30 protein-coding genes are annotated in these 19,910 nt (G+C 61.7%); 10 read left to right on the top strand and 20 right to left on the bottom strand.

Annotated elements, in window-relative coordinates; translation table 11 throughout:
• Window positions 1–100: 100 nt before the first annotated feature.
• Window positions 101–328: an HIG1 domain-containing protein gene (locus GC121_RS06045; protein WP_151973229.1), complete on the bottom strand. Its 228-nt coding sequence runs from the start codon at window positions 326–328 to the stop codon at window positions 101–103.
• Window positions 325–1,215, bottom strand: coding sequence for a tRNA glutamyl-Q(34) synthetase GluQRS (gene gluQRS, locus GC121_RS06040; RefSeq protein ID WP_370513746.1), 891 nt, complete (start codon window positions 1,213–1,215; stop codon window positions 325–327). The genes GC121_RS06045 and gluQRS overlap by 4 nt, the downstream gene beginning before the upstream one ends.
• A gap of 241 nt (window positions 1,216–1,456) precedes the next feature.
• Between gluQRS and GC121_RS06035 the strand changes: the two genes are divergently transcribed.
• Genes GC121_RS06035 through GC121_RS06025 form a run of 3 tightly spaced genes read left to right on the top strand, consistent with a single transcriptional unit; the run spans window position 1,457 to window position 2,958 of the window.
• Window positions 1,457–2,047, top strand: coding sequence for an HNH endonuclease (locus GC121_RS06035; protein WP_234421319.1), 591 nt, complete (start codon window positions 1,457–1,459; stop codon window positions 2,045–2,047).
• Window positions 2,044–2,448: a hypothetical protein gene (locus GC121_RS06030; RefSeq protein WP_151973227.1), complete on the top strand. Its 405-nt coding sequence runs from the start codon at window positions 2,044–2,046 to the stop codon at window positions 2,446–2,448. Before GC121_RS06035 ends, GC121_RS06030 begins: the two co-directional genes overlap by 4 nt.
• Before the next feature lie 36 nt (window positions 2,449–2,484).
• Window positions 2,485–2,958, top strand: coding sequence for a hypothetical protein (locus GC121_RS06025; protein WP_151973226.1), 474 nt, complete (start codon window positions 2,485–2,487; stop codon window positions 2,956–2,958).
• Between the two features lie 589 nt (window positions 2,959–3,547).
• On the opposite strand, the gene kynU is transcribed toward GC121_RS06025, so the two are convergent.
• The 6 genes from kynU to dksA form a co-directional block, all read right to left on the bottom strand.
• Window positions 3,548–4,771, bottom strand: a complete 1,224-nt coding sequence (gene kynU, locus GC121_RS06020) for a kynureninase (protein ID WP_151973225.1) — start codon at window positions 4,769–4,771, stop codon at window positions 3,548–3,550.
• 115 nt (window positions 4,772–4,886) lie between these two features.
• Entirely contained in the window at window positions 4,887–5,681 is a 795-nt protein-coding gene (locus GC121_RS06015) for a tryptophan 2,3-dioxygenase (RefSeq protein WP_151973224.1), read from the bottom strand.
• A gap of 35 nt (window positions 5,682–5,716) precedes the next feature.
• Window positions 5,717–6,178 (bottom strand): DUF4112 domain-containing protein, encoded by a 462-nt coding sequence (locus tag GC121_RS06010; protein WP_370513745.1) that lies wholly within the window; start codon window positions 6,176–6,178, stop codon window positions 5,717–5,719.
• 21 nt (window positions 6,179–6,199) lie between these two features.
• A complete protein-coding gene (locus tag GC121_RS06005; RefSeq protein ID WP_151973223.1) occupies window positions 6,200–7,717 on the bottom strand; it encodes an ABC transporter substrate-binding protein in 1,518 nt (505 codons plus the stop codon).
• Window positions 7,718–7,773: 56 nt separating this feature from the next.
• Window positions 7,774–8,109: a PilZ domain-containing protein gene (locus GC121_RS06000; protein ID WP_151973222.1), complete on the bottom strand. Its 336-nt coding sequence runs from the start codon at window positions 8,107–8,109 to the stop codon at window positions 7,774–7,776.
• Between the two features lie 170 nt (window positions 8,110–8,279).
• Window positions 8,280–8,738, bottom strand: a complete 459-nt coding sequence (gene dksA / locus GC121_RS05995) for an RNA polymerase-binding protein DksA (RefSeq protein ID WP_151973221.1) — start codon at window positions 8,736–8,738, stop codon at window positions 8,280–8,282.
• Between the two features lie 321 nt (window positions 8,739–9,059).
• Here dksA and GC121_RS05990 point away from each other — a divergent pair, with 321 nt between their 5' ends.
• The gene (locus GC121_RS05990) at window positions 9,060–9,392 is read left to right on the top strand and encodes an SEL1-like repeat protein (protein ID WP_151973220.1); all 333 of its coding nucleotides are present in this window, start codon (window positions 9,060–9,062) and stop codon (window positions 9,390–9,392) included.
• 23 nt (window positions 9,393–9,415) lie between these two features.
• Complete coding sequence (locus GC121_RS15690) at window positions 9,416–9,556, top strand: hypothetical protein (protein ID WP_234421127.1); 141 nt, start codon at window positions 9,416–9,418, stop codon at window positions 9,554–9,556.
• A 3-nt stretch (window positions 9,557–9,559) separates the two neighbouring features.
• On the opposite strand, the gene GC121_RS05985 is transcribed toward GC121_RS15690, so the two are convergent.
• From GC121_RS05985 to GC121_RS05955, 7 genes are all read right to left on the bottom strand, one after another.
• Window positions 9,560–10,180: a hypothetical protein gene (locus GC121_RS05985; protein WP_151973219.1), complete on the bottom strand. Its 621-nt coding sequence runs from the start codon at window positions 10,178–10,180 to the stop codon at window positions 9,560–9,562.
• On the bottom strand, window positions 10,140–10,622 hold the full coding sequence (locus GC121_RS05980) for a hypothetical protein (RefSeq protein ID WP_151973218.1): 483 nt from the start codon (window positions 10,620–10,622) through the stop codon (window positions 10,140–10,142). Before GC121_RS05980 ends, GC121_RS05985 begins: the two co-directional genes overlap by 41 nt.
• A gap of 78 nt (window positions 10,623–10,700) precedes the next feature.
• Complete coding sequence (locus GC121_RS05975) at window positions 10,701–11,852, bottom strand: GNAT family N-acetyltransferase (protein ID WP_151973217.1); 1,152 nt, start codon at window positions 11,850–11,852, stop codon at window positions 10,701–10,703.
• A 10-nt stretch (window positions 11,853–11,862) separates the two neighbouring features.
• Window positions 11,863–12,603, bottom strand: coding sequence for a glycerophosphodiester phosphodiesterase family protein (locus GC121_RS05970; protein ID WP_199857773.1), 741 nt, complete (start codon window positions 12,601–12,603; stop codon window positions 11,863–11,865).
• Window positions 12,596–13,057 (bottom strand): RidA family protein, encoded by a 462-nt coding sequence (locus GC121_RS05965; RefSeq protein ID WP_199857921.1) that lies wholly within the window; start codon window positions 13,055–13,057, stop codon window positions 12,596–12,598. Before GC121_RS05965 ends, GC121_RS05970 begins: the two co-directional genes overlap by 8 nt.
• A gap of 20 nt (window positions 13,058–13,077) precedes the next feature.
• Window positions 13,078–13,698 (bottom strand): HAD family hydrolase, encoded by a 621-nt coding sequence (locus tag GC121_RS05960; protein WP_151973214.1) that lies wholly within the window; start codon window positions 13,696–13,698, stop codon window positions 13,078–13,080.
• Entirely contained in the window at window positions 13,695–13,964 is a 270-nt protein-coding gene (locus GC121_RS05955) for a DUF3572 family protein (protein WP_151973213.1), read from the bottom strand. The genes GC121_RS05960 and GC121_RS05955 overlap by 4 nt, the downstream gene beginning before the upstream one ends.
• 108 nt (window positions 13,965–14,072) lie before the next feature.
• On the opposite strand from GC121_RS05955, the gene GC121_RS05950 reads away from it, so the two are divergent.
• From GC121_RS05950 to GC121_RS05935, 4 genes are all read left to right on the top strand, one after another.
• Window positions 14,073–14,474: a response regulator gene (locus tag GC121_RS05950; RefSeq protein ID WP_151973212.1), complete on the top strand. Its 402-nt coding sequence runs from the start codon at window positions 14,073–14,075 to the stop codon at window positions 14,472–14,474.
• A gap of 106 nt (window positions 14,475–14,580) precedes the next feature.
• A complete protein-coding gene (locus GC121_RS05945; protein ID WP_151973211.1) occupies window positions 14,581–14,823 on the top strand; it encodes an acyl carrier protein in 243 nt (80 codons plus the stop codon).
• Between the two features lie 7 nt (window positions 14,824–14,830).
• A complete protein-coding gene (locus GC121_RS05940; RefSeq protein ID WP_151973210.1) occupies window positions 14,831–16,081 on the top strand; it encodes an aminotransferase class I/II-fold pyridoxal phosphate-dependent enzyme in 1,251 nt (416 codons plus the stop codon).
• Window positions 16,082–16,128: 47 nt separating this feature from the next.
• Entirely contained in the window at window positions 16,129–16,560 is a 432-nt protein-coding gene (locus GC121_RS05935; protein WP_151973209.1) for an OsmC family protein, read from the top strand.
• Here GC121_RS05935 and GC121_RS05930 read toward each other — a convergent pair.
• From GC121_RS05930 to GC121_RS05910, 5 genes are read right to left on the bottom strand one after another with little or no spacing between them, the layout of a single operon-like run.
• On the bottom strand, window positions 16,557–17,237 hold the full coding sequence (locus GC121_RS05930; RefSeq protein WP_151973208.1) for an MIP/aquaporin family protein: 681 nt from the start codon (window positions 17,235–17,237) through the stop codon (window positions 16,557–16,559). The two genes, GC121_RS05935 and GC121_RS05930, sit on opposite strands and share 4 nt — an antisense overlap.
• The gene (locus tag GC121_RS05925) at window positions 17,230–17,742 is read right to left on the bottom strand and encodes an arsenate reductase ArsC (protein WP_151973207.1); all 513 of its coding nucleotides are present in this window, start codon (window positions 17,740–17,742) and stop codon (window positions 17,230–17,232) included. The genes GC121_RS05930 and GC121_RS05925 overlap by 8 nt, the downstream gene beginning before the upstream one ends.
• A gap of 3 nt (window positions 17,743–17,745) precedes the next feature.
• Window positions 17,746–18,168, bottom strand: coding sequence for an ArsI/CadI family heavy metal resistance metalloenzyme (locus GC121_RS05920; RefSeq protein WP_151973206.1), 423 nt, complete (start codon window positions 18,166–18,168; stop codon window positions 17,746–17,748).
• Complete coding sequence (locus GC121_RS05915) at window positions 18,168–18,494, bottom strand: helix-turn-helix transcriptional regulator (RefSeq protein ID WP_199857772.1); 327 nt, start codon at window positions 18,492–18,494, stop codon at window positions 18,168–18,170. Before GC121_RS05915 ends, GC121_RS05920 begins: the two co-directional genes overlap by 1 nt.
• 59 nt (window positions 18,495–18,553) lie before the next feature.
• Window positions 18,554–19,201 (bottom strand): YqaA family protein, encoded by a 648-nt coding sequence (locus GC121_RS05910; RefSeq protein WP_370513765.1) that lies wholly within the window; start codon window positions 19,199–19,201, stop codon window positions 18,554–18,556.
• Between the two features lie 159 nt (window positions 19,202–19,360).
• On the opposite strand from GC121_RS05910, the gene GC121_RS05905 reads away from it, so the two are divergent.
• On the top strand, window positions 19,361–19,897 hold the full coding sequence (locus GC121_RS05905) for a hypothetical protein (RefSeq protein ID WP_151973204.1): 537 nt from the start codon (window positions 19,361–19,363) through the stop codon (window positions 19,895–19,897).
• Window positions 19,898–19,910 lie beyond the last annotated feature (13 nt).

Below are 19,910 nucleotides of genomic sequence, written 5' to 3'. Positions count from 1 at the left end.
GCCCTGAGCTTGTCGAAGGGCTGCACTTTCTTCGATAAGCGCAAAGGAAAGAAAAAGGCAGTCCTTCGACAAGCTCAGGACACGCGGAAACCGGGAAAAATTAGCTATTGACGGCCAGCAGCACGGCAATCGCGACAATCGTAAGCGCCTGGAACTTGATGCGGGCGAACATTGCGCTGTTTTGCCGCATTTGCAGCTCTTTCACATTGTCTCCGCCGCGTTCCAGATCGATCTTGGTCGTCTGCAAAAAGGCGACGATGCCGCGCACCAGCGAGACGACGACCATAATGGCCAGCAGGGCGATAACGATAACAAGGAAAGTGTTCATACGGCCTCATGTGGGAAGCGGGAGAGCGTAATGCCACACGGCATTTCGCCCATGCGGAGCCGCTCGGCAAGGTCGCGGCCATTCTCGCCTGCTTTGCGGCGATCCGCAAGGCCCCACCCCAGCGCGCCCGAACCGCGCCGTTTGGCGAGCTTCTGCCCGCTTTCATCGAGCAGCAGCGGATGATGGTGCCAGCGCGGCACGGCCAGTCCGAGAATGCCCTGCAGTAGCCGGTGGACATGGCTGGCGGGGAACAGGTCAGCCCCGCGCGTGACCAGCGTTACGCCATCGGTGGCATCGTCCAGCGTCACTGCAAAGTGATAGCTGGGCGAACCGTCCTTCCGTTGCAGCACAATGTCGCCGAAAAGGTGGGGATCGACCGGCTGCACGCCCGCCAGCGCGTCTTCCCAAGTCAGCTTGGCGAGTGAGGGCTCCGCCGCAATGCAATTGGTGACGTTGAGCCGGAACGCGGGTTCGCCCGTTATATCGGCATAGGACTTGTCGCGGCAGGTGCCGGGATAAACCGGCCCGTCCGGCCCCTCGCGCGTGGAGGTCGCAATGATCTGCGCCCGCGTGCAGTCGCAAGCATAGATGCGCGCATCTCTGGCGAATGTGCCTTCGGCCAGCATCAGGTCATGAAATTCCGCCCGCGTCGATTGCGCAGGCACCTCCTCCCATTCGAGGCCGAGCCATTCGAGATCGCGGCGGAATTCGTCGGGCAATTCGGGCCGCGCGCGCTCCGCGTCAATATCCTCGATCCGCAGCAGGAACCGCCCGCCTGCCTCGCGCGCCAGATCATGCGCCACGATGGCGCTATAGGCGTGGCCCAGATGCAGCGGGCCATTGGGGCTGGGGGCGAAGCGGGTGACGGTCATTGCTAAAACCGTCATTGCGAGAAGCGCAGCGCCGAAGCAATCCGGTTCTGCCCTGCATGATGAAAGCCGATGCTCGCCCATTGCAGTAACGGGGACTGGATTGCCGCGCCGCCTGTCGGCAGCTCGCAATGACGAGGAGCAATTATGTGCACAGCCCTGTGGACAGGTGGTGTGTAACAGTCTTGACGCTTAACCGTGCAAATGCACACTCACCGTCAATCACGGGAGGACACGAGGCGTGTTCAAAGCCGAATTGATTGAAAGAGCCGCCGTCTTCCGCAGTGCGGAGGACGATCCGGTACGCAAGCTGGAAAGCTGCCCCGCGCTGGTGCTCAATGCGGACTATACCCCGCTGTCCTATTACCCTTTGAGCCTGTGGCCGTGGCAGACCGCGATCAAGGCGGTGTTCCTCGAACGGGTGGATATCGTCGCGAGTTATGACCGCGCGGTGCACTCGCAATCGCTCGACATGAAAGTGCCCAGCGTCATCGCACTGCGGCAATATGTGAAGCCGAGCGCCTTCCCCGCCTTCACCCGCTTCAACCTGTTCCTGCGCGACCGGTTTTCCTGCCAGTATTGCGGCAGCGAGAAGGACTTGACCTACGACCACGTGATCCCCCGCCGTGCAGGTGGCAAGACAACTTGGGAAAACATCGCCACCGCCTGCGCGCCGTGCAATATGCGCAAAGGCGGGCGCACGCCGAAGGAAGCGGGAATGCGGCTGCAATACGAACCGATCCGCCCGACTTCGTGGCAGCTGCAACAACACGGCAAAAGCTTCCCGCCGCATTACCTGCACGAAACGTGGCGGGACTGGCTGTACTGGGATATCGAGCTGGAGGCTTGAGAAGCGCACTCGCCCTTTGGCTGGCCCTAAGTGTCAGCCTGACAGCGGCTTGCGCCGAAAGCGAGCCACCTGACAATCCGCAAGAGACCGCACCAATCGGGCCAGTCCTCACGGCTGTTCAGGACGCGTCCTCTATCGAAGCCTGCGATCTTCTTCGGGAAACAGTCGTGGCAAATGGTACTTACCGCGACGAGCAAATCTATGGCTGCGAGCTGGGGCCGAGAGAGGGCACTGACCTGCATACGGGGCGCCTGAATGCCCATTGCCGTGAAGAAATCTGTGGGAGCGTACTGCTCGGTTGGTATGCTGTCGATTTGGAAGCTGGCCGGGTTTATGATTGGGACTATGAGGAGTGGCAACCGGGCGAAGAAATCACCTCGTCACCTCGAACCAGCAACTGATCTAGGCGCTCACCCAACGCAGTGCTAACAGGTCGCATGAGCGTATACGATTCCAATTTCGACTGGGTGATAGACACAGCGCTGCGTGTCCTGTTCGACAAGGGTGCAGATATTTTCACTTTCGCGCTCTATTACGATCACGAGAGCTACGGGGTTTGTGCTTACGCCGATACGCGGGGCAATTCATTGGCGACGGCGCGGCAATTCAATGCGTTTCAAGCAGCCCGATTTCACGAGGCATTAGCGGCAAAGGATCTTGAAAAGGCAAGCTCTTGGGCGAAAGTCCCCGAAAGGAGTTATTCGATTGGCGATTTCACGCACAAGCATCTCGGCTGGGTCGACATCAAAGCGCCAAACAACAGCGCGCCGTTCTATCTGGCGATGCTCAATGCACTGCTGCGGAACGCGGATCGGATTGCTGCCCTGTCCAGAGACCCTGATAGTCTGGTGTTTTGCAGCAATGGCAAGAGGGACGAAGTGGAATTTACCTGGCGATACCGGGCAGGCTAAGCGCCGCAGCTTACGTCACCGCTCCCCGCTCCGCATATTCCGGCTTCCGCCATTCGCCGCTGTCCAGAATATCGCGCAGTTCGCTGACTAGCCATGCGCAGTCGGCGAAGAAATCGCCTCGTCACCCGGACTTGATCCGGGGTCCTGCTTATCTTCTGTTCGGCCAAGCTGCGGAAAGCTCACTATCTTGTGGACAGAAGATGGACCCAAAACTCAGGTAGGTGAACACCGCTTTCATCAAGTTCCGACACGACGTCGATCGGCGCGACGAACAATACTGACGCTGCTAAGCCAAACAATGCTAACGCTCTTACGCGGACTGATATTATATTCCAAGTTTTACCAGCTAATCCGAAAAGCAGGAATGGCCAAACCAAGACTAGCCACAATCCTGCGGTTGTCCAAGCGCCCTGCCAAAGGCCACCCTGGATAAAGGCACCAAGGCATAGGGTCGTTCCGAAAACGCTGCTCCAAAACAGGTTCGTTAGGTTCCCAAAAGACAGCAAGGGTGTGGCCAACCAAGCCGCGATCGGGACGAAGGTGGCCAAGAGCCTGAATTGGTTCCGGCTGACCGAAGAAAGCGCCAAATTCACGTCACCGCCCCCCGCTCCGCATATTCCGGCTTCTGCCACTCCCCGCTGTCGAGAATGTCGCGCAGCTCGCTCACCAGCCGTGCGCAGTCGGCGAACCTCACATAGGCAGGCGCGAAGCCTACGCGCAGGACGTCGGGGGCGCGGAAGTCTCCGGTGATTTTGCGGGCGATCAGGGCTTGGCATAGTTCGTAAGCATGGGCGTGACGGAAGCTCAGTTGGCTCCCGCGCGCTGCCGGATCTTCCGGCGCGATGCATTCGAGCTCGGGAACGTGCTGCGCCATCGCCTCGCGTGTGAATTCGGACAGGGCGCGGGATTTTGCGACCAAAGCCTCCATTCCGATGCGCGCCATCAGCTCCACCCCGCATTCGAGCGCGCGCATGGCGAGGATCGGCGGGGTGCCGCAGAGCAGGCGGTTGACCCCCGGCGCAGGCGCGTAATCATCGGTGAAGGCAAAGGGCTTGGCATGGCCCATCCAGCCGCTCAGCGGTTGCTCGACGGCGCTGTGGTGCCGCTCGGCGACGAAGGCGAAGGCGGGCGCGCCGGGGCCGCCATTGAGGTATTTGTACCCGCAGCCGACCGCGAAATCGGCATTGGCAGCGTTCAAGTCTACCGGCACCGCCCCTGCGCTATGCGAAAGGTCCCACAACACCAGCGCGCCCGCTTCATGTGCCTTGGCCGTCAGCTGCGCCATATCGAACATCGCGCCCGATTTGTAATGTACATGGGTGAGCATCAGCAGCGCGACATTCTCGTCGAGCGCGTCCTCAATGGCGTCTCGTTCCGCCAGCCGTTGTTCGGCCAGCCCCTGCCCTTTGAGGCCTTGCACCATGTAGAGATCGGTCGGGAAGTTGCCGGGTTCGCTCAGCACGACCTTGCGCCCGGGCCGCATTTTCAACGCCGCGCTGATCAGCTTGAACAGGTTTACCGAGACGCTATCCGCCGCGATCACTTCATGCGCCGCCGCGCCGATCAGCGGGGCGATTTTCGCGCCGATGGTCTGCGGCAGGCGGATCCAGTCGGCGGTATTCCAGCTGGAGATGAGGTCTTGGCCCCATTCCTGCTGGATGGCGTGCTGGAGCCGTTCGGGTGTCACCTTCGGAAGCGCTCCCAGCGAGTTTCCGTCGAGATAGGCGATATCGTCCGCGATCAGGAACTCGCTACGCCACCGGGCAAGCGGGTCGGCGGCGTCGAGGGTGGCGGCTTTGGCTTCTAGATCCATATCCCACCCCCGTCCGTCCTGAGCCTGTCGAAGGACTGCTTTTCCTTCTGGCCACGCGCAAATAGGGAAATACAGCCCTTCGACAGGCTCAGGGCAGTCGGTTGAAGAGGCGATGTCAAAGCTCCGTCCTCACGCTCAACAGCTCGGGAAAGAACCCCAGCTTCAAGACACTTTCCAGATAGGGAATGCCCGCCGTGCCGCCCGTCCCGCGCTTGAATCCGATGACGCGCTCCACGGTCTTCAGATGGCCGAAGCGCCAGCGTTGGAAGTGGTATTCAAGATCGACCAGCTTTTCGGCCAGCTCGTACAAGTCCCAATGCGTTTTCGGGTCGCGGTAGACCTGTGCCCAGGCTTGCACGACTTCCTCGGCGGGCTGGTGCGGGCCGCGCGTCTCGCCTTCGACCAGACCTGCCGGAATGGCAAAGCCGCGCCGCCGCAACAGCCGCAGCACTTCGCCATACAGGCTGGGCCGGGCGAGTTCGGCGCGCAGATTCTCCGCCACGTCTGGCGTCGCTTCGTGCATCGTCACCATGTCGGGATTGCGCCCGCCCATGATGAATTCCATCAAGCGGTATTGCGCCGACTGGAACCCGCTCGAACGGCCCAGATGCGGGCGGACTTGCGAATAATCATGCGGCGTCATCGTCGCCAGCACGTCCCAGCTCGAAATCAGTTGCCGCTGTGCCTGCGCCACACGGGCGAGCATTTTGAATGCCGGATCGAGATCGTCGGCGATGATCAGCTCGCGTGCGGCCATCAGTTCGTGCAGGCACAGTTTCAGCCACAATTCGCTCGCCTGGTGGACGATGATGAACAGAAACTCGTCATGCGCATCGGACGCAGGGTGCTGCGCCGCCAGAATGCGGTCGAGATCGAGATAGCTAGAATAGGTAACGTCGCTCTTGCCCATGGCCACGGCCTAGCGCCAAGCGGTCACAAAAGAAACTATCGGTCGACCAGCCGCGTTTCGGGGTGATGCTTGTCGAGATGGTTCTTCACGATCCGCAAGTTCTTTGAATTGGAGCGGAACATGAAGTCGAACACATCTCCCACCACGGGCACCGCGCCCACCGCGGTATCCACCGCCACATTAGCCGCCATGCGCAGCAGCTTCCATTTGGGCATTTTCAGATTGCGCGCTTCCCACACAATGTAGGCGGCAAGGCCCATCGCGATCACATCGCCCACCACCGGCACCAGCCCGATGATCGAATCGAGGCCGATAGGGCGATTGATGCCGGGGATGACAAAGCTGCGTTCCAGCAGCATTTCCATCGTTTCGATCCGGCGACGGATCGAATGCGGGTGATTGTCCAGCGGCAATTCCAGCCCCAGCGGGGTGGCGCGCGGCTGGTCGCCGCCAAACGGCTCTGCTTGCATCGGCACTGGACGGTTCGGCTCGGCCATCGCGGCAATCCTCCTTCGGCGCTATCTGGGTATTTCGGCGAGCTGCGGCAAGGGATGGAAGGCGTAGATGTTTGGAACAAAGCCTTCGACACTGCCACGCGCCAAAGACCAGCGCAGCGGCGACCCTATGGGAATGTAGATGTTTTCCAGTGTCAGATCGGCCTCCGCCTCGGCCATCAGCGCGGCACGGGCGAGCGGATCGGTCTGCTGCAAAGCGGCTTCTACTTTGAGATCCGCAATCTCGCTGCACGGGCGGCCCAGCGAACAGTGGAACTGGTTGAGAAACCAGCGCGGGGAAGGATAGCGGGCCACCCGGTCGATCAGCAGCAAATCGGCCCCGGCACTGCTTTCGGCGCGCACCAGAGTGATACCGATGGTGGCAAATTGCTCCGCCAGATTGCCCAGAAAGATCTCCCAGCCGGGGCCGCGCGGCAGATGGATGCTGAGCTCGGCCGCGTTCGCGCCGCCCTCTGCATCGAATTGCTGCCGCCACGACGCAACGCGCGCCGCCGCCTCGCTGCGCAAGTCTTCTATCGGCCTGTCAGCCCAGCGTTCGGCCACCAGGCCCGGATCATCGGGCAGGTCGGGATAGACCGGGCGCGTGGTCGAAACCCAGCCGCCCAGATTGAAATCGGCCAGCAGTGCCTCACGGTCGAGCGCCATCGCCAGTCCCTCGCGCACCCCGCTATTGCCGAGCAAGCCGTCCTCGCGCTGGATGCGCAGGCCGAACAGGCCGATCGTCGCGCTGATCCGCAAGGTTGCGGTGGACAGCGGGCCAAGCTCCACCAGCGGCAGCGCCCCCAATGTACCGCCCAGCACGACATCGGTCTCACCGGTATCGAAGCGGGCAATTGCGCTTTCCGCATCGCTGGCCGTCAGCGTGATCGTGCGGACATCCTCCTGCCAGTCCTCGTCCATAGCGAGACCGCGCTGGTCTGGCGGTTTGAAGGCGAGGCGCGCCGCATTGCTGTCCTCGCGATCTGCTGCGTCCAGCCGCGTCATTACCATTGGCCCGGTGCCGCCGCCCTCCGCGCGCAAGGCAAGTTCGGGCTGGGCGAGGATTTGCAGCAGGTAGGGCTCGGGCGAGGAAAGCCGCACTTCGATCACCCGGCCGGCCATGGCGCGCACTTCCTCGATCACCACCAGATCGCGCCCCAGCGAGGTGCCTTCCAACGCGGTAATCGTGCGGTTGAGCGCAGCAGCGGCGGTATCGGCGCTCATCGGAGTGCCATCGGGCCAATCGGTGTCGCGCAGGCGGAAATAGAAGCTCAGCCCGTCATCGGCGGGCAACCAGGTTTCGGCAAGTGCGGGCACGACGTCGCCTTGGGCATTGAGCGCGACCAATCCGCTTTGGGTGGCTGCACGAACGTGTTGCGCCCCCGATGACAAGCGCAGATCATCGGCAAACACCGATGCGGGCGTACCGATCACCGCGATATCGACCGTCCCGTCATCCCCGCCGCTGCATCCTGCGAGCAGCAGCAGTCCGGCCGCGCTGATGCTCAGCCGCCGGATGGAAGGAATGTCGCGCAGGGCCATAGCCGCAGCGATAAGCCACAGGGCGCATGGCTTCAATGGCCAGCGTAGCTGCGGTGTCAGATCTTGCGGAAAGCCTGTGGGATGCCGTCGGGGTTGACGGTGGAGCCTTCCACCGGGGCGCGCGCCAGCTTGGGGTCGATTTCATCGAGGAAGGCGATGCCGAAGCGGTTGCCCTGTGTCCACGCCACAGAGCCTTCGATCCAGCCGATATTGCGCAGCTCGACAGTTACCCGCGCGCCGCGCACCACCGGCACGTCACCTTCCGCCATCATGCCGCCTGCGGAGAGGTTGCGCACCTTGATGCGGAACACGTTCTCGTTCCCGTCGACGCGAATCTGCGCCAGCAGGAACAGGCTGTCTCGTCCGACCTGGCGGGTATCGACATTGCTCATTGCGGTCACGTCTTGCCTCTGTCCGTTTGCTTGCAAAGTGCTGCCGACATGGGGGCCGGAAACGATTTTACAATCTGCCGGATGGCTGCATCCGACATCATCGCAATGCGGCGGAAAGGGCTAACCAGAAGTTAATTTCGGGTGGTCATGTCAGACTGTCCCGAAACGGATCAATCGTCGCGGGAAATCTTTTCGCGCCGCTCATGCGCAGCCTGCGCTTCCACCGTCATGGTGGCGATCGGGCGGGCGATCAGGCGGTTGATGCCAATCGGCTCGCCGGTCTTGTCGCACCAGCCATATTCGCCCGCATCGATGCGCCGCAGCGCCGCATCGATCTTGGCAATCAGCTTGCGTTGGCGATCACGGGTGCGCAATTCGATGCCCCAATCGGTCTCGCTTGATGCGCGATCATTGAGATCGGGCTCGCGGATCGGGCCATCCTGCAGGTTCTGCAACGTCCCCTCGGCTGCCGAGAGGATCGACTTCTTCCATTCCAGCAGCAGGACACGGAAATAATTGAGCTGCGCATCCGACATATAGTCTTCAGCGTCATGCGGCACGTAATCCGCCGGCAGGGCGCGCTTTGCCTGGGCGAGAACATCGATATCGTCACGCGTGGCGGTTGCCATCAGCTACTCCAAATCCCGCTCGCTGGAGCCTTCATGGGGTTTGCGCCAATGGCCGCCCGTTTGCCGGGTCTGACACCGCTGGCCGCGAAGGCATTGGGGGTCGTGGCGGGCCTATAGGGGCGCGATTTCACGCGCACAAGCGGCAAAGCTTGCGTGTCCCCAAATGCGGTATTTTGTTTAGCGCGGGCGGCGCCGGACTTGCGTAGAATTTCGTAAAACCTCCGCCGCGTTAACCTTTTCTTGACCATAAGCGTCAAAACCTTGGCCCATCGCGAAGCCGGAGCGTGTGGAACACCGGTACGACAACAGGGGATCAAGGGCATGGAACTCGCCAGGATCGAAACATTTGTGAAGGCCGAGCCCGCCGATATGCGCGGGGCGGATATGCTGATTGCGCGCAATCTTGGCGCAGCGGCGGATGGCGATGTCGACGCGCTATATAATCTGGGGGTCGCCTATTCGACCGGCAGTCATGGCGTGGAGTGCGATCTTGTCGAGGCGCACAAATGGTTCAACCTCGCCGCATCGCGCGGTCACGAAGAAGCGAGCTGGTGCCGCGCCGACATTTCCGACGAAATGACCGCGCGCGAAATCTCCGAAGCGCAACGCCGCGCCCGCGAATGGCTGCGCGCAGGGGACATGCGGGCAGCTTGATTGTCCGTTGCGCGGTTTGGAGAATGATTTTGCGTAAATTTGCGATGAGCATGAAGCGGCTGGTGCTGAGCCTGTCGATTTCGGGGAAGTCCGGCCAATCGGGCGATGCGCTGATCCGGCAGTCCCCTTACCTCCACGAGATGATGGCGGGGTTTGAGCGGTAGGGGTTAGAATCCAAACTCTTTGAGGGCCTGTACGACCTGAGGCCGAAGTGTCCACTCCCACTCGACATATTCTCCGGTTCCGTCGGAGTTCTCATCCCGTTTTCCTTCGGCCAGCGCGAAAGTCCAAACAGTAGAGCCATCTGCCGGATGTGTATTCGGCGGCACATATTCCATTTCTTCTGCAAGATCGCGTGCGAGCGACCCGTATTGAGAATTGGCATATGAATGCGTGTCTTTGCCGGCAGCATTGGCTAGCTGTGTAGCGGTAAGGGTATGGTTTTTGGCCTTGTAATGCGCCTCAAGCATAGCAAGCTGCCCCGCATGAGGCCTGAGTCGCAGAAGTGCGGACAGGACGTGCTGCGCTGTAGGGAAGCCATCGGACTCACGGCTGGCCAATTCTGCCCGACGCTCCTCGTCAATATCTGCTTTGACCGCGTCAATCGCCTGTTCGTGGGCTGCTGCTAGATGCGTTTGGCTTACAGGCCGCTTGCCGGCAAAGGCACGTGCTTCCCAGCCGCCCTTCGCTTCACGCGCCACAATTTTGAGACGACGATATACGACTTCTCTTCTTCTCTGAGGCACCTCAGCGTTCTCCATCAAGCTTTTCGGAAAGCTCGGCTTCAACAGCTAGCCTTGAAGTTTCGGGCAAGGAATACCGAAAGCCGTGCTCGTTATCCCAGTCCTGCTCAAAGAAGAACATATCTTTTTCGTAGCCGGGCGTATGCCACATTCGGCGACCAAAAGCACCCATCATCCCGCGGAATTGCGCCGGACTATGGGAGAGAAGATCGCACAGCTCGTTGCCAAAAATACCTTCTTTTCCAGAGTTATAGATTGCGACAATGGCCTCAGCCATTGCGCCTGACAAGGGGCGTCTGGAGAGCAGCCCCCTGGCAACAGCAACAGGCATTGGCCGGCATCCCTCACTCTCACCGACCTGATCGCCCACTTCGCTTTGTGACGAATCTGTATCTTTCGAAAGCACAATATCCTGTTGCTTCACACCGAGCTCCAAAAGTGCCCGACTCACTTCTTCGGAGTTTCCCTCCAAGATGATGGCTCGCATTTCAAATCTCCATTGTTCTCTGGAGTTATATGAAAAGCAATTTCCCAATTGTCAAGTTCTCTGGAGAACACAGAGATATTAACCCTGCCGAAACGGCATCCTCCGGCTCAACATTTCCCGGTCCATCGCCGCGCCGCGCCGTTCGGCTTCCAGAAAAGCCTCGACCGCCTGCCGGAAGCCGGGATCGGTGATCCAGTGCATCGAGGTGGTCGCAACAGGTTCATAGCCGCGCGCCATTTTGTGGCCGCCTTGCGCGCCTGCCTCCACCCGCGCGAGGCCCCGCTCGATTGCGGCGTCGATCGCGCGGTAATAGCATAGCTCGAAATGCAGGAAGGGTTTGTCAGCGAGGCAGCCCCAATAGCGGCCGTACAGCGCCTCTGCGCCGATGAAATTGAGCGCGCCCGCAATCGGCATCCCGTCGGCATAGGCGAGCAGCAGCAGCAGTTGCTCCCCCATCCGCTCGCCGAACAGGGTGAAGGCTTCTCGCGTCAGATAGGGCGTGCCCCATTTGCGCGCGCCAGTGTCCTGATAGAACAGCCAGAAGGCGTCCCAATGATGCGGTTTGATGTCATCGCCCGACAGCACCTTGATCTCGACGCCTTCATTCGCCGCCCGCCGTTCCTTGCGCAGATCCTTGCGTTTGCGCGAAGTCAGCGTCTCCAGAAACGCATCAAAGCTGGCATAGCCGCGATTGCTCCAGTGAAACTGGATATCCTCGCGCTTCAGCCAGCCAGCCGTTTCGAACAAGTGCAGTTGATTGGGCTCGATAAAGGTCGCGTGCGCGCTCGACCAGCGGTTGCTCGCTGTGAGTTGCTGCGCGGCGCGGAGCAGCGGGGCGGCGTAGGCGGCATCCTCCACCAGCACGCGCGGGCCGGTGGCGGGGGTGAAAGGCGCGCTGATCTGGTATTTGGGATAATACTCACCGCCCGCGCGGTGGTAGGCATCGGCCCAGGCGTAATCGAAGACATATTCGCCCTGGCTGTGCATTTTGAGATAGCCGGGGAGCGCGCCCAGCTTCCGGCCCGCTGCATCTTCCAGCACCAGCGGCGCGGCCTGCCAGCCGGTGCCCGCGTCCTCCCCCAGCCGCCCGACGCTGCCGCTGTCTTCCATGATCGTCAGGAAATCGTGGCTGACAAAAGGATTACCGCTTCCTGCCAGCCGATCCCACTCCGCTTGCGGAATGGCGCCAACGGCGGGATAGATTCGTGCAGAGAGTTCGCCGTCAGCCATGACAGGCTAATTAGGCGCGCGCCTCCCACGCGGCTACCCCATCACCTTCCAAAATAGGTATCGCGCCCGTAGCCAGCACGGTTTCGACATCGCTGCCGCTCTTCACCGTCCAGCTGAGCAAGGGCGTGCCACATTTGGTGTAGCTCTTGGCAAAGCGGCTCGGCAAATCGCGCACATCATAGGCGAGGAAGTGCGGCAGGCCCCGTTTCGTCTGCACGCGCCGCTTCACCGCGCCCGACAGCGTGCGCGAGCCTTGTTCGGTAATCACCATGCCGCGCGGCAGATCGGGCATATGGCTGGCAAACCATGCGCCGATACGCGGGTCGAAGCTCATCACCGCGACCGGCCCGGTATAGCCCTCGACATCGCGCCGCACCGCGCGGCAGAGCTTGTGCACGCTCTCTTTCCCGTCGGTTTTGAGTTCGAGCAGCAATGGCACGCGCCCCGCCACCAGTTCGAGCATATCGCGCAAAGTGGGAATGTGCTCCGTGCTCCCGCCCAGCGTCAGCGCGGTGAGTTGGCCCACGGTCATATTCGCTGTCACCCCCGCTTGGCCGGTCAGCCGTTCGGTCTCGGCATCGTGGAACACCACGGCGCGGCTATCGATGCTGACGCGGATATCGCATTCGATCCCCAGCCCGCGATCCATCGCGGCGCGGAATGCGGCGAGCGAGTTTTCCGGCGTTTTGGCATCGTGCAGCCCGCGATGGGCATAGGCCTGCGCGGTCAACCAATCGGGAGCACTAACCATTATCAAGCTCGATAATCGCATCGACTTCCACCGCCGCGCCCAGTGGCAGGGCGGGCACGCCCACGGCGGCGCGGGCGTGCTTTCCGGCATCGCCGAACACGTCCACCATCAGGTCTGACGCGCCGTTCACAACCTTGGGCTGATCGGTGAAATCACCGGTCGAATTGACGAAGCCGCCCAGCTTGACGATCCGCGTCACCCGGTCGAGCGACACGCCAGCGGCTTCGACCTGTGCGAGGATCATCAGCGCGCAGGCCCGTGCGGCAGCCTGTCCCTGTTCCAGCGAAACATCCTCGCCCAGCCGCCCTGTCACCAGCGCGCCGTCGATAAAAGGCAATTGGCCCGACACATGGGCAAGGTTCCCTGTCACCACCACCGGCACATAGGACGCGACCGGTGCGGCGGCTTTGGGCAGGGTAATGCCCAGTTCGGCAAGGCGGGCAGCAATCGTCATGTCAGTCATCCTCACACATTCTAGCGATGCAAAGTCTCAAGAATCCAGGGCAATGCCTCGTCCCAGCGATCAATCCGCGCGTGGGCATCGCCGGCTTCATGCGCGCAAGGAATATGCGGCGCAACGGCAGGCTCGCCGCACAAATGCAGCCTGTGCACAAACGGGACTTTTTCCAGCGCACTCTTATGGTGCCCCGCAATGTCATCGATGAAGACCGCGCGGGTCGCGCCGTGCTCTTCGACAATGCGCTTCAATGCTGCGCCTTTGGGCCCTTGGTTGGTGAAGACCGGCGCGGTGAGGCCGTGTTTGCGCAATTGCTGCACGCGCGCCGCGTTGCGCTCATCGGTCAAATTGGTCAGCACCACGACATCGGCATCCTCACCGATCTTTGCGACCGCTTCGAGCGCGCCCGCAATCGGCTCCTGCGTGTCCATTTGCGTATCGAAGAAGCCGCCGAGATATTCCCACATCTTCTCTTCGGGCACGGTCTCTCCGGTGGCGCGCACCCGCATGGACTCGGCGAAAGGATTGCCGTTCAGCGAGAAATCGATGGCGTGTTCTTCATCGAGCCAGGCGCTGAAATGGCGCACCATATGCAGCAGCACCTCGTCACAATCGGTCACCAGCAGCGGGCGGCTCATCGCGAAAGCTCCTGTCCGGCGGCGACTAGCGTTTCGGGCGCGAACCCCAGCGCGGCGGCAGCGCCCAGCAGATCGGGTTCATGTGCGGCGAGGAATTCGAACACCGCGCGGTGCGTTGCCGGTTCTGCCAATGCCGCGCGCAGGCCATCGGGGGTCAGCCCGGTCAAATCGAGAAAACGCTGCGCCCGCGCTTCCTCCGACAATATCCACCCGAGCGCACCCAGCGCGATAGCAGCAGGATCGGTGGGCGGCGAGGGGTCAGACATGGTTTTACAATTCCGGTCAAATGCGGCATTTCGCGAATCGGCGATCGAATGGTAAGGAACCAGCCGAAAGGCAAGTCGATCTTGCAGATCGGTATTGCGGGGGCGCACATGACCAAACGGATACTCGTTGTCGAGGACAACGATCTCAACCGGAAATTGTTCTGCGACGTGCTGGCCGCTGGCGGTTTTGCAGTAGAAGGCGTCGCCGATGGCAATATCGCGATTGATACCGCGCGTGCTTTTACGCCCAATCTCGTTGTCATGGATATACAGCTCGCCGATATTTCCGGCCTTGACCTGATCGCCACAATGAAGGGCGATGCAGAGCTGCGCGGCGTGCCCGTGCTCGCCGTCACCGCCTATGCGGGCAAGGGCGATGAAGAGCGGATTCGCGCTTCGGGGGCGGAGGGTTATCTCTCCAAACCGGTCAGCATCGGCCCCTTCATGGCGGCGGTCAGAGGGCTGGTTGATGCCGCCGGAACCGCCGCTGCCAACCCTGCCGCAGCCTGACACCACCTTTCAGACCAGCTTGACATTCGCCGCGCCGAAAGGTTTGCCGGACGCAGACACGCGTTCTATGACGCGCATAACGCTTTGACCCGAGGAATACCCCTTCATGGACCGTGCCACAGTTGACGAGCGCATCCGCGCCATCCTTGACGAATTCAACAAAAAGGGTGTGGAGATTGCCGACGCCACGACCTTTGCCGGCGACATGGAGTTCGACAGCCTGACGGTGATGGATTTCGTCGCCGCGATTGAAGACGAATTCGACATCATCATCAGCATGAACCAGCAGGCCGAGATCGAGACATACGGCCAGCTGGTCGATGCCGTCACCTCCATGGTTTCGGAGTAACCAGAGCATGAGCGAAGCTGTGATGCAGGCCGACCGGCCCGAGGCGCAGGAGGGCGGCGCGAAAGACCTCCTCTCCAAATTCGATGACGTGATCGCGCTGCGGCAGAACCTGCTGGCGAGCGGCGCGGAAGACCCGTTCAGCCTCGTCATGGAAAAGGTGCTCAGCCCCACCCGCGCCATCTGCAACGGGCGCGATACGATCCTGCTCGGCACGTATAATTACATGGGCATGACCTTCGATCCCGATGTGATCGCGGCAGGCCAGGCGGCGATGGCCGATTTCGGCGCGGGCACCACCGGCAGCCGTGTGCTGAACGGCACCTTCCGCGATCACCGCGATGTCGAGGCCGCGCTGCGCGAGTTTTACGGAATGGACCATGCGATGGTCTTTTCCACCGGCTACCAGGCCAATCTGGGCATCATTTCCACGCTGGCGGGCAAGGGCGATTACATCGTGCTCGACATCGATAGCCACGCCAGCATCTGGGATGGCTGCGCGATGGGCAATGCCGAAGTCGTGCCGTTCAAGCACAACGATATCGAAGCGATGGAAAAGCGCCTGAAGCGCATTCCCGAAGGCGCGGGCAAGCTGGTGGTGCTCGAAGGCGTCTATTCGATGCTCGGCGATGTCGCCCCGCTGGCCGAGATGGTCAAAGTCGCCAAGGCCAATGGCGCGATGGTGCTGGTGGATGAAGCGCACTCCATGGGCTTTATCGGCGAACACGGGCGCGGCGTGGCCGAGGAACAGGGCGTATTGGACGAGGTCGATTTTATCATCGGCACCTTCTCCAAATCGGTCGGCACGGTGGGCGGCTTCTGCGTGTCCAACCACCCGAAGTTTGAAATCATGCGGCTGGTGTGCCGTCCTTACGTGTTCACCGCCGCCCTGCCGCCTGCGGTTATGGCGAGTTCCGCCACCTCGATCCGCAAGCTGATGCACGGCGGGGAAAAGCGCGCGCATTTGTGGGAGAATTCGCGGCGGCTCCATGCCGGGCTGACCGCGCTGGGCTTCACACTCGGCACCGATGAGCCGCAAAGCGCGATCATCGCCGTGGTGATGCCCGATCTGGAGCGCGGCGCTGCAATGTGGAGCGCGCTGCTGACCGAAGGCCTTTACGTCAATCTCGCCCGCCCCCCGGCGACGCCCGCGGGGATGACGCTGCTGCGCTGTTCGCTATGCGCGGAGCATTCGAGCGAACAGGTCGAAACGATCCTCGGCATGTTCGAGCGTGCGGGCAAGGCTGTGGGGATAATCTAGGAACGCCTTGGCCGGGCGGCGCGTTGGAGCGGGAAAGGAGACTTCCCATGAAAACCACCAATACCGGCAGTGCGACCTATAAAGGCTTCGGCAAAACCGGCAAAGGCCACGTTTCGACCGGCTCGGGCGCGCTGGCGGCGCAGCCCTATGGCTTCACCACGCGGTTCGCAGATGAAGCGGGGACCAATCCCGAGGAACTGATCGCGGCGGCCCATGCTGCCTGCTTCACCATGGCGCTCAGCTTCAAGCTGGCCGAGGCGGGGCATAGTGACGGTGATCTCACCACCTCGTGCGAGGTCACGCTGGAAAAAGGCGATGGCGGCTGGACTGTCACCAAATCGGCACTTTCGACCAAGGGTAAAGTGCCCGGAATGGATCAGGCAACGTTCGAAGCCCTCGCCGCCGAAGCGAAGGCAGGTTGCCCGATTTCGAGACTGCTCGACACCGAGATCACGCTGGAAACCGCGTTCGAGGGTTAGGACTTCCCGCCGGACGGCGCGGCGAACAGCCAGCCGCCCAGCAAAGTCGCCAGCACCGCGCCCGCCAGCTGCGCCGCAATGAAGGCGGGCACATCAGCAGGGGCAATGCCTGCAAAGGTGTCCGAGAGGCTGCGCACGATGGTGATGGCGGGGTTGGCGAAGCTCGTCGAACTCGTAAACCAGTAGGCGGCGGTGATATAGAGCGCCACGCCCGCCGGAATCGCGTCCGGCTTGTGGCGGATCAGACCGAGGATGGTCAGCACGAGGCCGAACGTGGCGATTCCCTCACCGCTCCACTGTCCAATTCCGGCGCGGGCCTTCGTCGAAAATTGCAGGATCTCCAGATCGAACATCAGATGCACCGCGAATGCGCCCAGCGCGCCCGCTGCAATCTGCACCAGCACATAGGCCGCGCCCTCGCTCCAGCCGATCTCGCGACGCAGCGCGAAGGCCAGCGTGACCGCCGGATTGAAATGTGCGCCCGACACCGGGCCGAGCATCGCGATCAGCACGAAGAGGATTGCGCCCGTCGCAATCGTGTTGGCGAGCAGCGCCAGCGCGACGTTGCCGCCCGCCAGCGTCTCCGCCATGACGCCCGATCCCAGCACGCCTGCGAACAGGAAGAAGCTGCCGAGCCCCTCTGCTGTCAGTCGCCTTGGCCTCGATACATCAGCCATAAGTTGCCCCTTCGGCATCCCGCCCGATGGCGGTGAGCGCCCTGCGCCAGTCCGCCGGAGCGAGCGCAGCCTCGTCCAGCGCCAGCATCGCCTGCACCCTGTTCGTCAGCCGCGTGTACGCGGTTTCAAAGCCCGACAGATCGCCATCGATATGCGAGCCGTCCGCTGCGTAGCCTGCGGGGTCGGGAATGCCCCAATGCGCCTGCACCGGATGGCCGGGGAAGACGGGGCACGCCTCGCCCGCGGCATTGTCGCACACGGTGATGACGGCGTGGATTTCCGGCGCTTCCGCTCCCGCAAATTCGCTCCAGCTTTTGGAGCGCAGATCATCGACCGCGTGGCCTTTCGCCGCCAGAAATTCGAGCGCCAGTGGATTGGGCACGCCGCGCGGCGTGCTTCCGGCGGAGTAGGCAGCGAAGCGCCCCGGCGCGGCATCGCGCAGAATCGCCTCGGCGAGAATCGAGCGCGCCGAATTGGCGGTGCAGAGGAACAGGATATTGCGCACGGGTCAGCCGCAGCATTGCGCCGATGGGACGGGTGGGGCGATTTCGGCGGCATTGCCGTATACGGTTGCCTCCCCGCTCGTGTAGAAGGCTTCCCAGTTTACTCCATCAGGGTCGGCGATCCAGCTCTTTTCGCTGTTGGCGTAGCAGCAGGTCGTGCAGCCTTCTTCCAGCACCGGAGCCTTGGCCGCCTCCAGCCGCGCATAGACCTCGCGCAGTTCATCCGCGCTTTCAGCTTCGATACCCAGATGCTCGATGCCCAAAGCAGCGTGTTCGTGCGAGATCGCGAAGTTGAGGCGGGGATCGTCGAGCATCCACTTGGCGTAATCTTGCTTGCGCACCGTCGGTTCAGCAGCGAACAGCGCAGAATAGAAAGTGACGGAGGCGTCGAGATCACGCACTCCGACATGAACGTGCATCCGTTTCATCAGCATTGCTCCTTCGTTTGTGCCACCGATGGAGCGCACCCTGCGCCCTGGCAGCAATTTTCCGTGAGGAAACCCATCAGAGCCTCCATCGCGTCGTAATCGGCGGAATAGATCAGGCTGCGCCCCTCGCGCCTTTGCGCCACGATTCCCGCCTGCTGCAATTGCGCGAGGTGGAAGGAGAGCGAGGAATTGGGCAGGCCGAGCGCCTTCGCGATATCGCCAGCCGCCATCCCGTCACGCCCGCGCTGCACCAGCAGGCGGAATACGGCGAGGCGGTGATCGTGGGCGAGCGCGCCCAAGGCTTGAATGGCAGAATCAGAGTTCATTTCGACTATTATCGAAATGTTTTTCCCGATTGCAAGTTTTATTTCGAGAAAACTCGAAATTAAAGGTCTTCGATAGAGGTCACGCTGTCACACGGGTGCGCTGCGCCGTCATCCTCGCCGCCGCCCAGCTGGGTGATCGCGAGAAATCCGCCGACCACCAGCACCACGAACAGCGTTGTCATCCAGCCGAGGTATTTTTCGATGAATGCCTTGATCGGCGCGCCGAAGATCTGGAACAGGATTCCCACGACCATAAAGATGAGCGCGCGGCCCGCAATCGCGGCGAGCGTGAAGGTGAGCAGGTTCATCCCGATAAAGCCCGCGGTGATCGTCATCAGCTTGAACGGGATCGGGGTTCCGGCCGCCAGAAACACCGCCAAGGCCCCTTGTTCGCGGATGTAACAGGCGGCGACTGGGAAGCTTTCGCTCAGCCCCAGCACGCCCAGCATCCATTCGCCAATCGCCTCGTAAGCCAGCGCGCCGATCGCATAGCCGAACAGCCCGCCCAGCACGCTTGCCACGGTGCAGACGAGCGCGAAGCGGATCGCCTTTTTCGGCTCCGCCAGGCACATCAGCCCGAGCAAAGGATGCGGCGGCACGGGGAAAAAGCTCGATTCGATGAACGCGAAGAAGGCCAGCCACCATTCCGCCTTGGGATGCGAGGCCTTCTCCATCGTCCAGTCATACAGACCGCGCAGCAATTTCATCATGGCGGGGGAGCTTTCAGGCAGGTGGGCGCTGGCTGCGCCTCTAGGCAAGCGGCCCGTAGCGCGCAAGGCGAATGCGTGCGCCTAACAGCAAGTGTAATTGGACACGAGCCGCACAAACGATAATCAGGGTGGCGGACACGCAAAGGGGATTCGGCCATGGGGGCACAGGTTTTTTCGAACAATCGGGCGGCTGCACGCCGCGTTCTGCGGCGGTGCATGATGGCGGCGGCACTGTCTTGCACGCCAGCTCTGCCGGGCGCCGCTTTCGCCCAGGCGGAAACGCCGCCGCCAGCGGCTGCCGGGTGCGAAATCCGTTTTATGGCAGCGGCGAATACCTCGGCCCTCATCGAGGAGTTCCAGTTTGACTTCGAAAGTTTCGAGACCCTGTGCGCGCAGCTTCGCGCCAACAATCTGAGCATCACCCTGATGACAGATTCGGGCAACGGCTTGGAACGGTCTGTGGCATGGGCTGTCGTGGGCATTATTGACACGAACCGGATGATCTCCTCCCCCCGATGGGCGAACGAACTCCGGATGATTGACGACACCACGGGCGAAACCCAGCGCGAACTCGAGATGCGCGCGGTGAATTTCGCGATGGAAAGGCTAGCGCAAGATTTCGATCAGCACCTTTTTGAGCTGCGACAGGAAGAAGCGCGCGTTGCAGCACTCTTCGGCGCTACGCTGCAGTAGCAGGGACCTCCCT

Origin of the sequence: Erythrobacter sp. EC-HK427 (genome assembly GCF_902498745.1) — a bacterium.
Lineage (GTDB): Bacteria > Pseudomonadota > Alphaproteobacteria > Sphingomonadales > Sphingomonadaceae > Alteraurantiacibacter.
Note: the sequence above shows the minus strand (reverse complement) of the source record. Positions and strands in the feature narration are given on the sequence as shown.

Coding starts and splice junctions, on each gene's coding strand:
- GC121_RS06045 (WP_151973229.1), bottom strand. CDS start 328: ATGAACACTTTCCTTGTTATCGTTATCGCCCTGCTGGCCATTATGGTC.
- gluQRS (WP_370513746.1), bottom strand. CDS start 1,215: ATGACGGTTTTAGCAATGACCGTCACCCGCTTCGCCCCCAGCCCCAAT.
- GC121_RS06025 (WP_151973226.1), top strand. CDS start 2,485: ATGAGCGTATACGATTCCAATTTCGACTGGGTGATAGACACAGCGCTG.
- kynU (WP_151973225.1), bottom strand. CDS start 4,771: ATGGATCTAGAAGCCAAAGCCGCCACCCTCGACGCCGCCGACCCGCTT.
- GC121_RS06015 (WP_151973224.1), bottom strand. CDS start 5,681: ATGGGCAAGAGCGACGTTACCTATTCTAGCTATCTCGATCTCGACCGC.
- GC121_RS06010 (WP_370513745.1), bottom strand. CDS start 6,178: ATGGCCGAGCCGAACCGTCCAGTGCCGATGCAAGCAGAGCCGTTTGGC.
- GC121_RS06005 (WP_151973223.1), bottom strand. CDS start 7,717: ATGGCCCTGCGCGACATTCCTTCCATCCGGCGGCTGAGCATCAGCGCG.
- GC121_RS06000 (WP_151973222.1), bottom strand. CDS start 8,109: ATGAGCAATGTCGATACCCGCCAGGTCGGACGAGACAGCCTGTTCCTG.
- dksA (WP_151973221.1), bottom strand. CDS start 8,738: ATGGCAACCGCCACGCGTGACGATATCGATGTTCTCGCCCAGGCAAAG.
- GC121_RS05990 (WP_151973220.1), top strand. CDS start 9,060: ATGGAACTCGCCAGGATCGAAACATTTGTGAAGGCCGAGCCCGCCGAT.
- GC121_RS15690 (WP_234421127.1), top strand. CDS start 9,416: ATGATTTTGCGTAAATTTGCGATGAGCATGAAGCGGCTGGTGCTGAGC.
- GC121_RS05980 (WP_151973218.1), bottom strand. CDS start 10,622: ATGCGAGCCATCATCTTGGAGGGAAACTCCGAAGAAGTGAGTCGGGCA.
- GC121_RS05975 (WP_151973217.1), bottom strand. CDS start 11,852: ATGGCTGACGGCGAACTCTCTGCACGAATCTATCCCGCCGTTGGCGCC.
- GC121_RS05970 (WP_199857773.1), bottom strand. CDS start 12,603: ATGGTTAGTGCTCCCGATTGGTTGACCGCGCAGGCCTATGCCCATCGC.
- GC121_RS05965 (WP_199857921.1), bottom strand. CDS start 13,057: ATGACGATTGCTGCCCGCCTTGCCGAACTGGGCATTACCCTGCCCAAA.
- GC121_RS05960 (WP_151973214.1), bottom strand. CDS start 13,698: ATGAGCCGCCCGCTGCTGGTGACCGATTGTGACGAGGTGCTGCTGCAT.
- GC121_RS05955 (WP_151973213.1), bottom strand. CDS start 13,964: ATGTCTGACCCCTCGCCGCCCACCGATCCTGCTGCTATCGCGCTGGGT.
- GC121_RS05950 (WP_151973212.1), top strand. CDS start 14,073: ATGACCAAACGGATACTCGTTGTCGAGGACAACGATCTCAACCGGAAA.
- GC121_RS05945 (WP_151973211.1), top strand. CDS start 14,581: ATGGACCGTGCCACAGTTGACGAGCGCATCCGCGCCATCCTTGACGAA.
- GC121_RS05940 (WP_151973210.1), top strand. CDS start 14,831: ATGAGCGAAGCTGTGATGCAGGCCGACCGGCCCGAGGCGCAGGAGGGC.
- GC121_RS05935 (WP_151973209.1), top strand. CDS start 16,129: ATGAAAACCACCAATACCGGCAGTGCGACCTATAAAGGCTTCGGCAAA.
- GC121_RS05930 (WP_151973208.1), bottom strand. CDS start 17,237: ATGGCTGATGTATCGAGGCCAAGGCGACTGACAGCAGAGGGGCTCGGC.
- GC121_RS05920 (WP_151973206.1), bottom strand. CDS start 18,168: ATGAAACGGATGCACGTTCATGTCGGAGTGCGTGATCTCGACGCCTCC.
- GC121_RS05915 (WP_199857772.1), bottom strand. CDS start 18,494: ATGAACTCTGATTCTGCCATTCAAGCCTTGGGCGCGCTCGCCCACGAT.
- GC121_RS05910 (WP_370513765.1), bottom strand. CDS start 19,201: ATGAAATTGCTGCGCGGTCTGTATGACTGGACGATGGAGAAGGCCTCG.
- GC121_RS05905 (WP_151973204.1), top strand. CDS start 19,361: ATGGGGGCACAGGTTTTTTCGAACAATCGGGCGGCTGCACGCCGCGTT.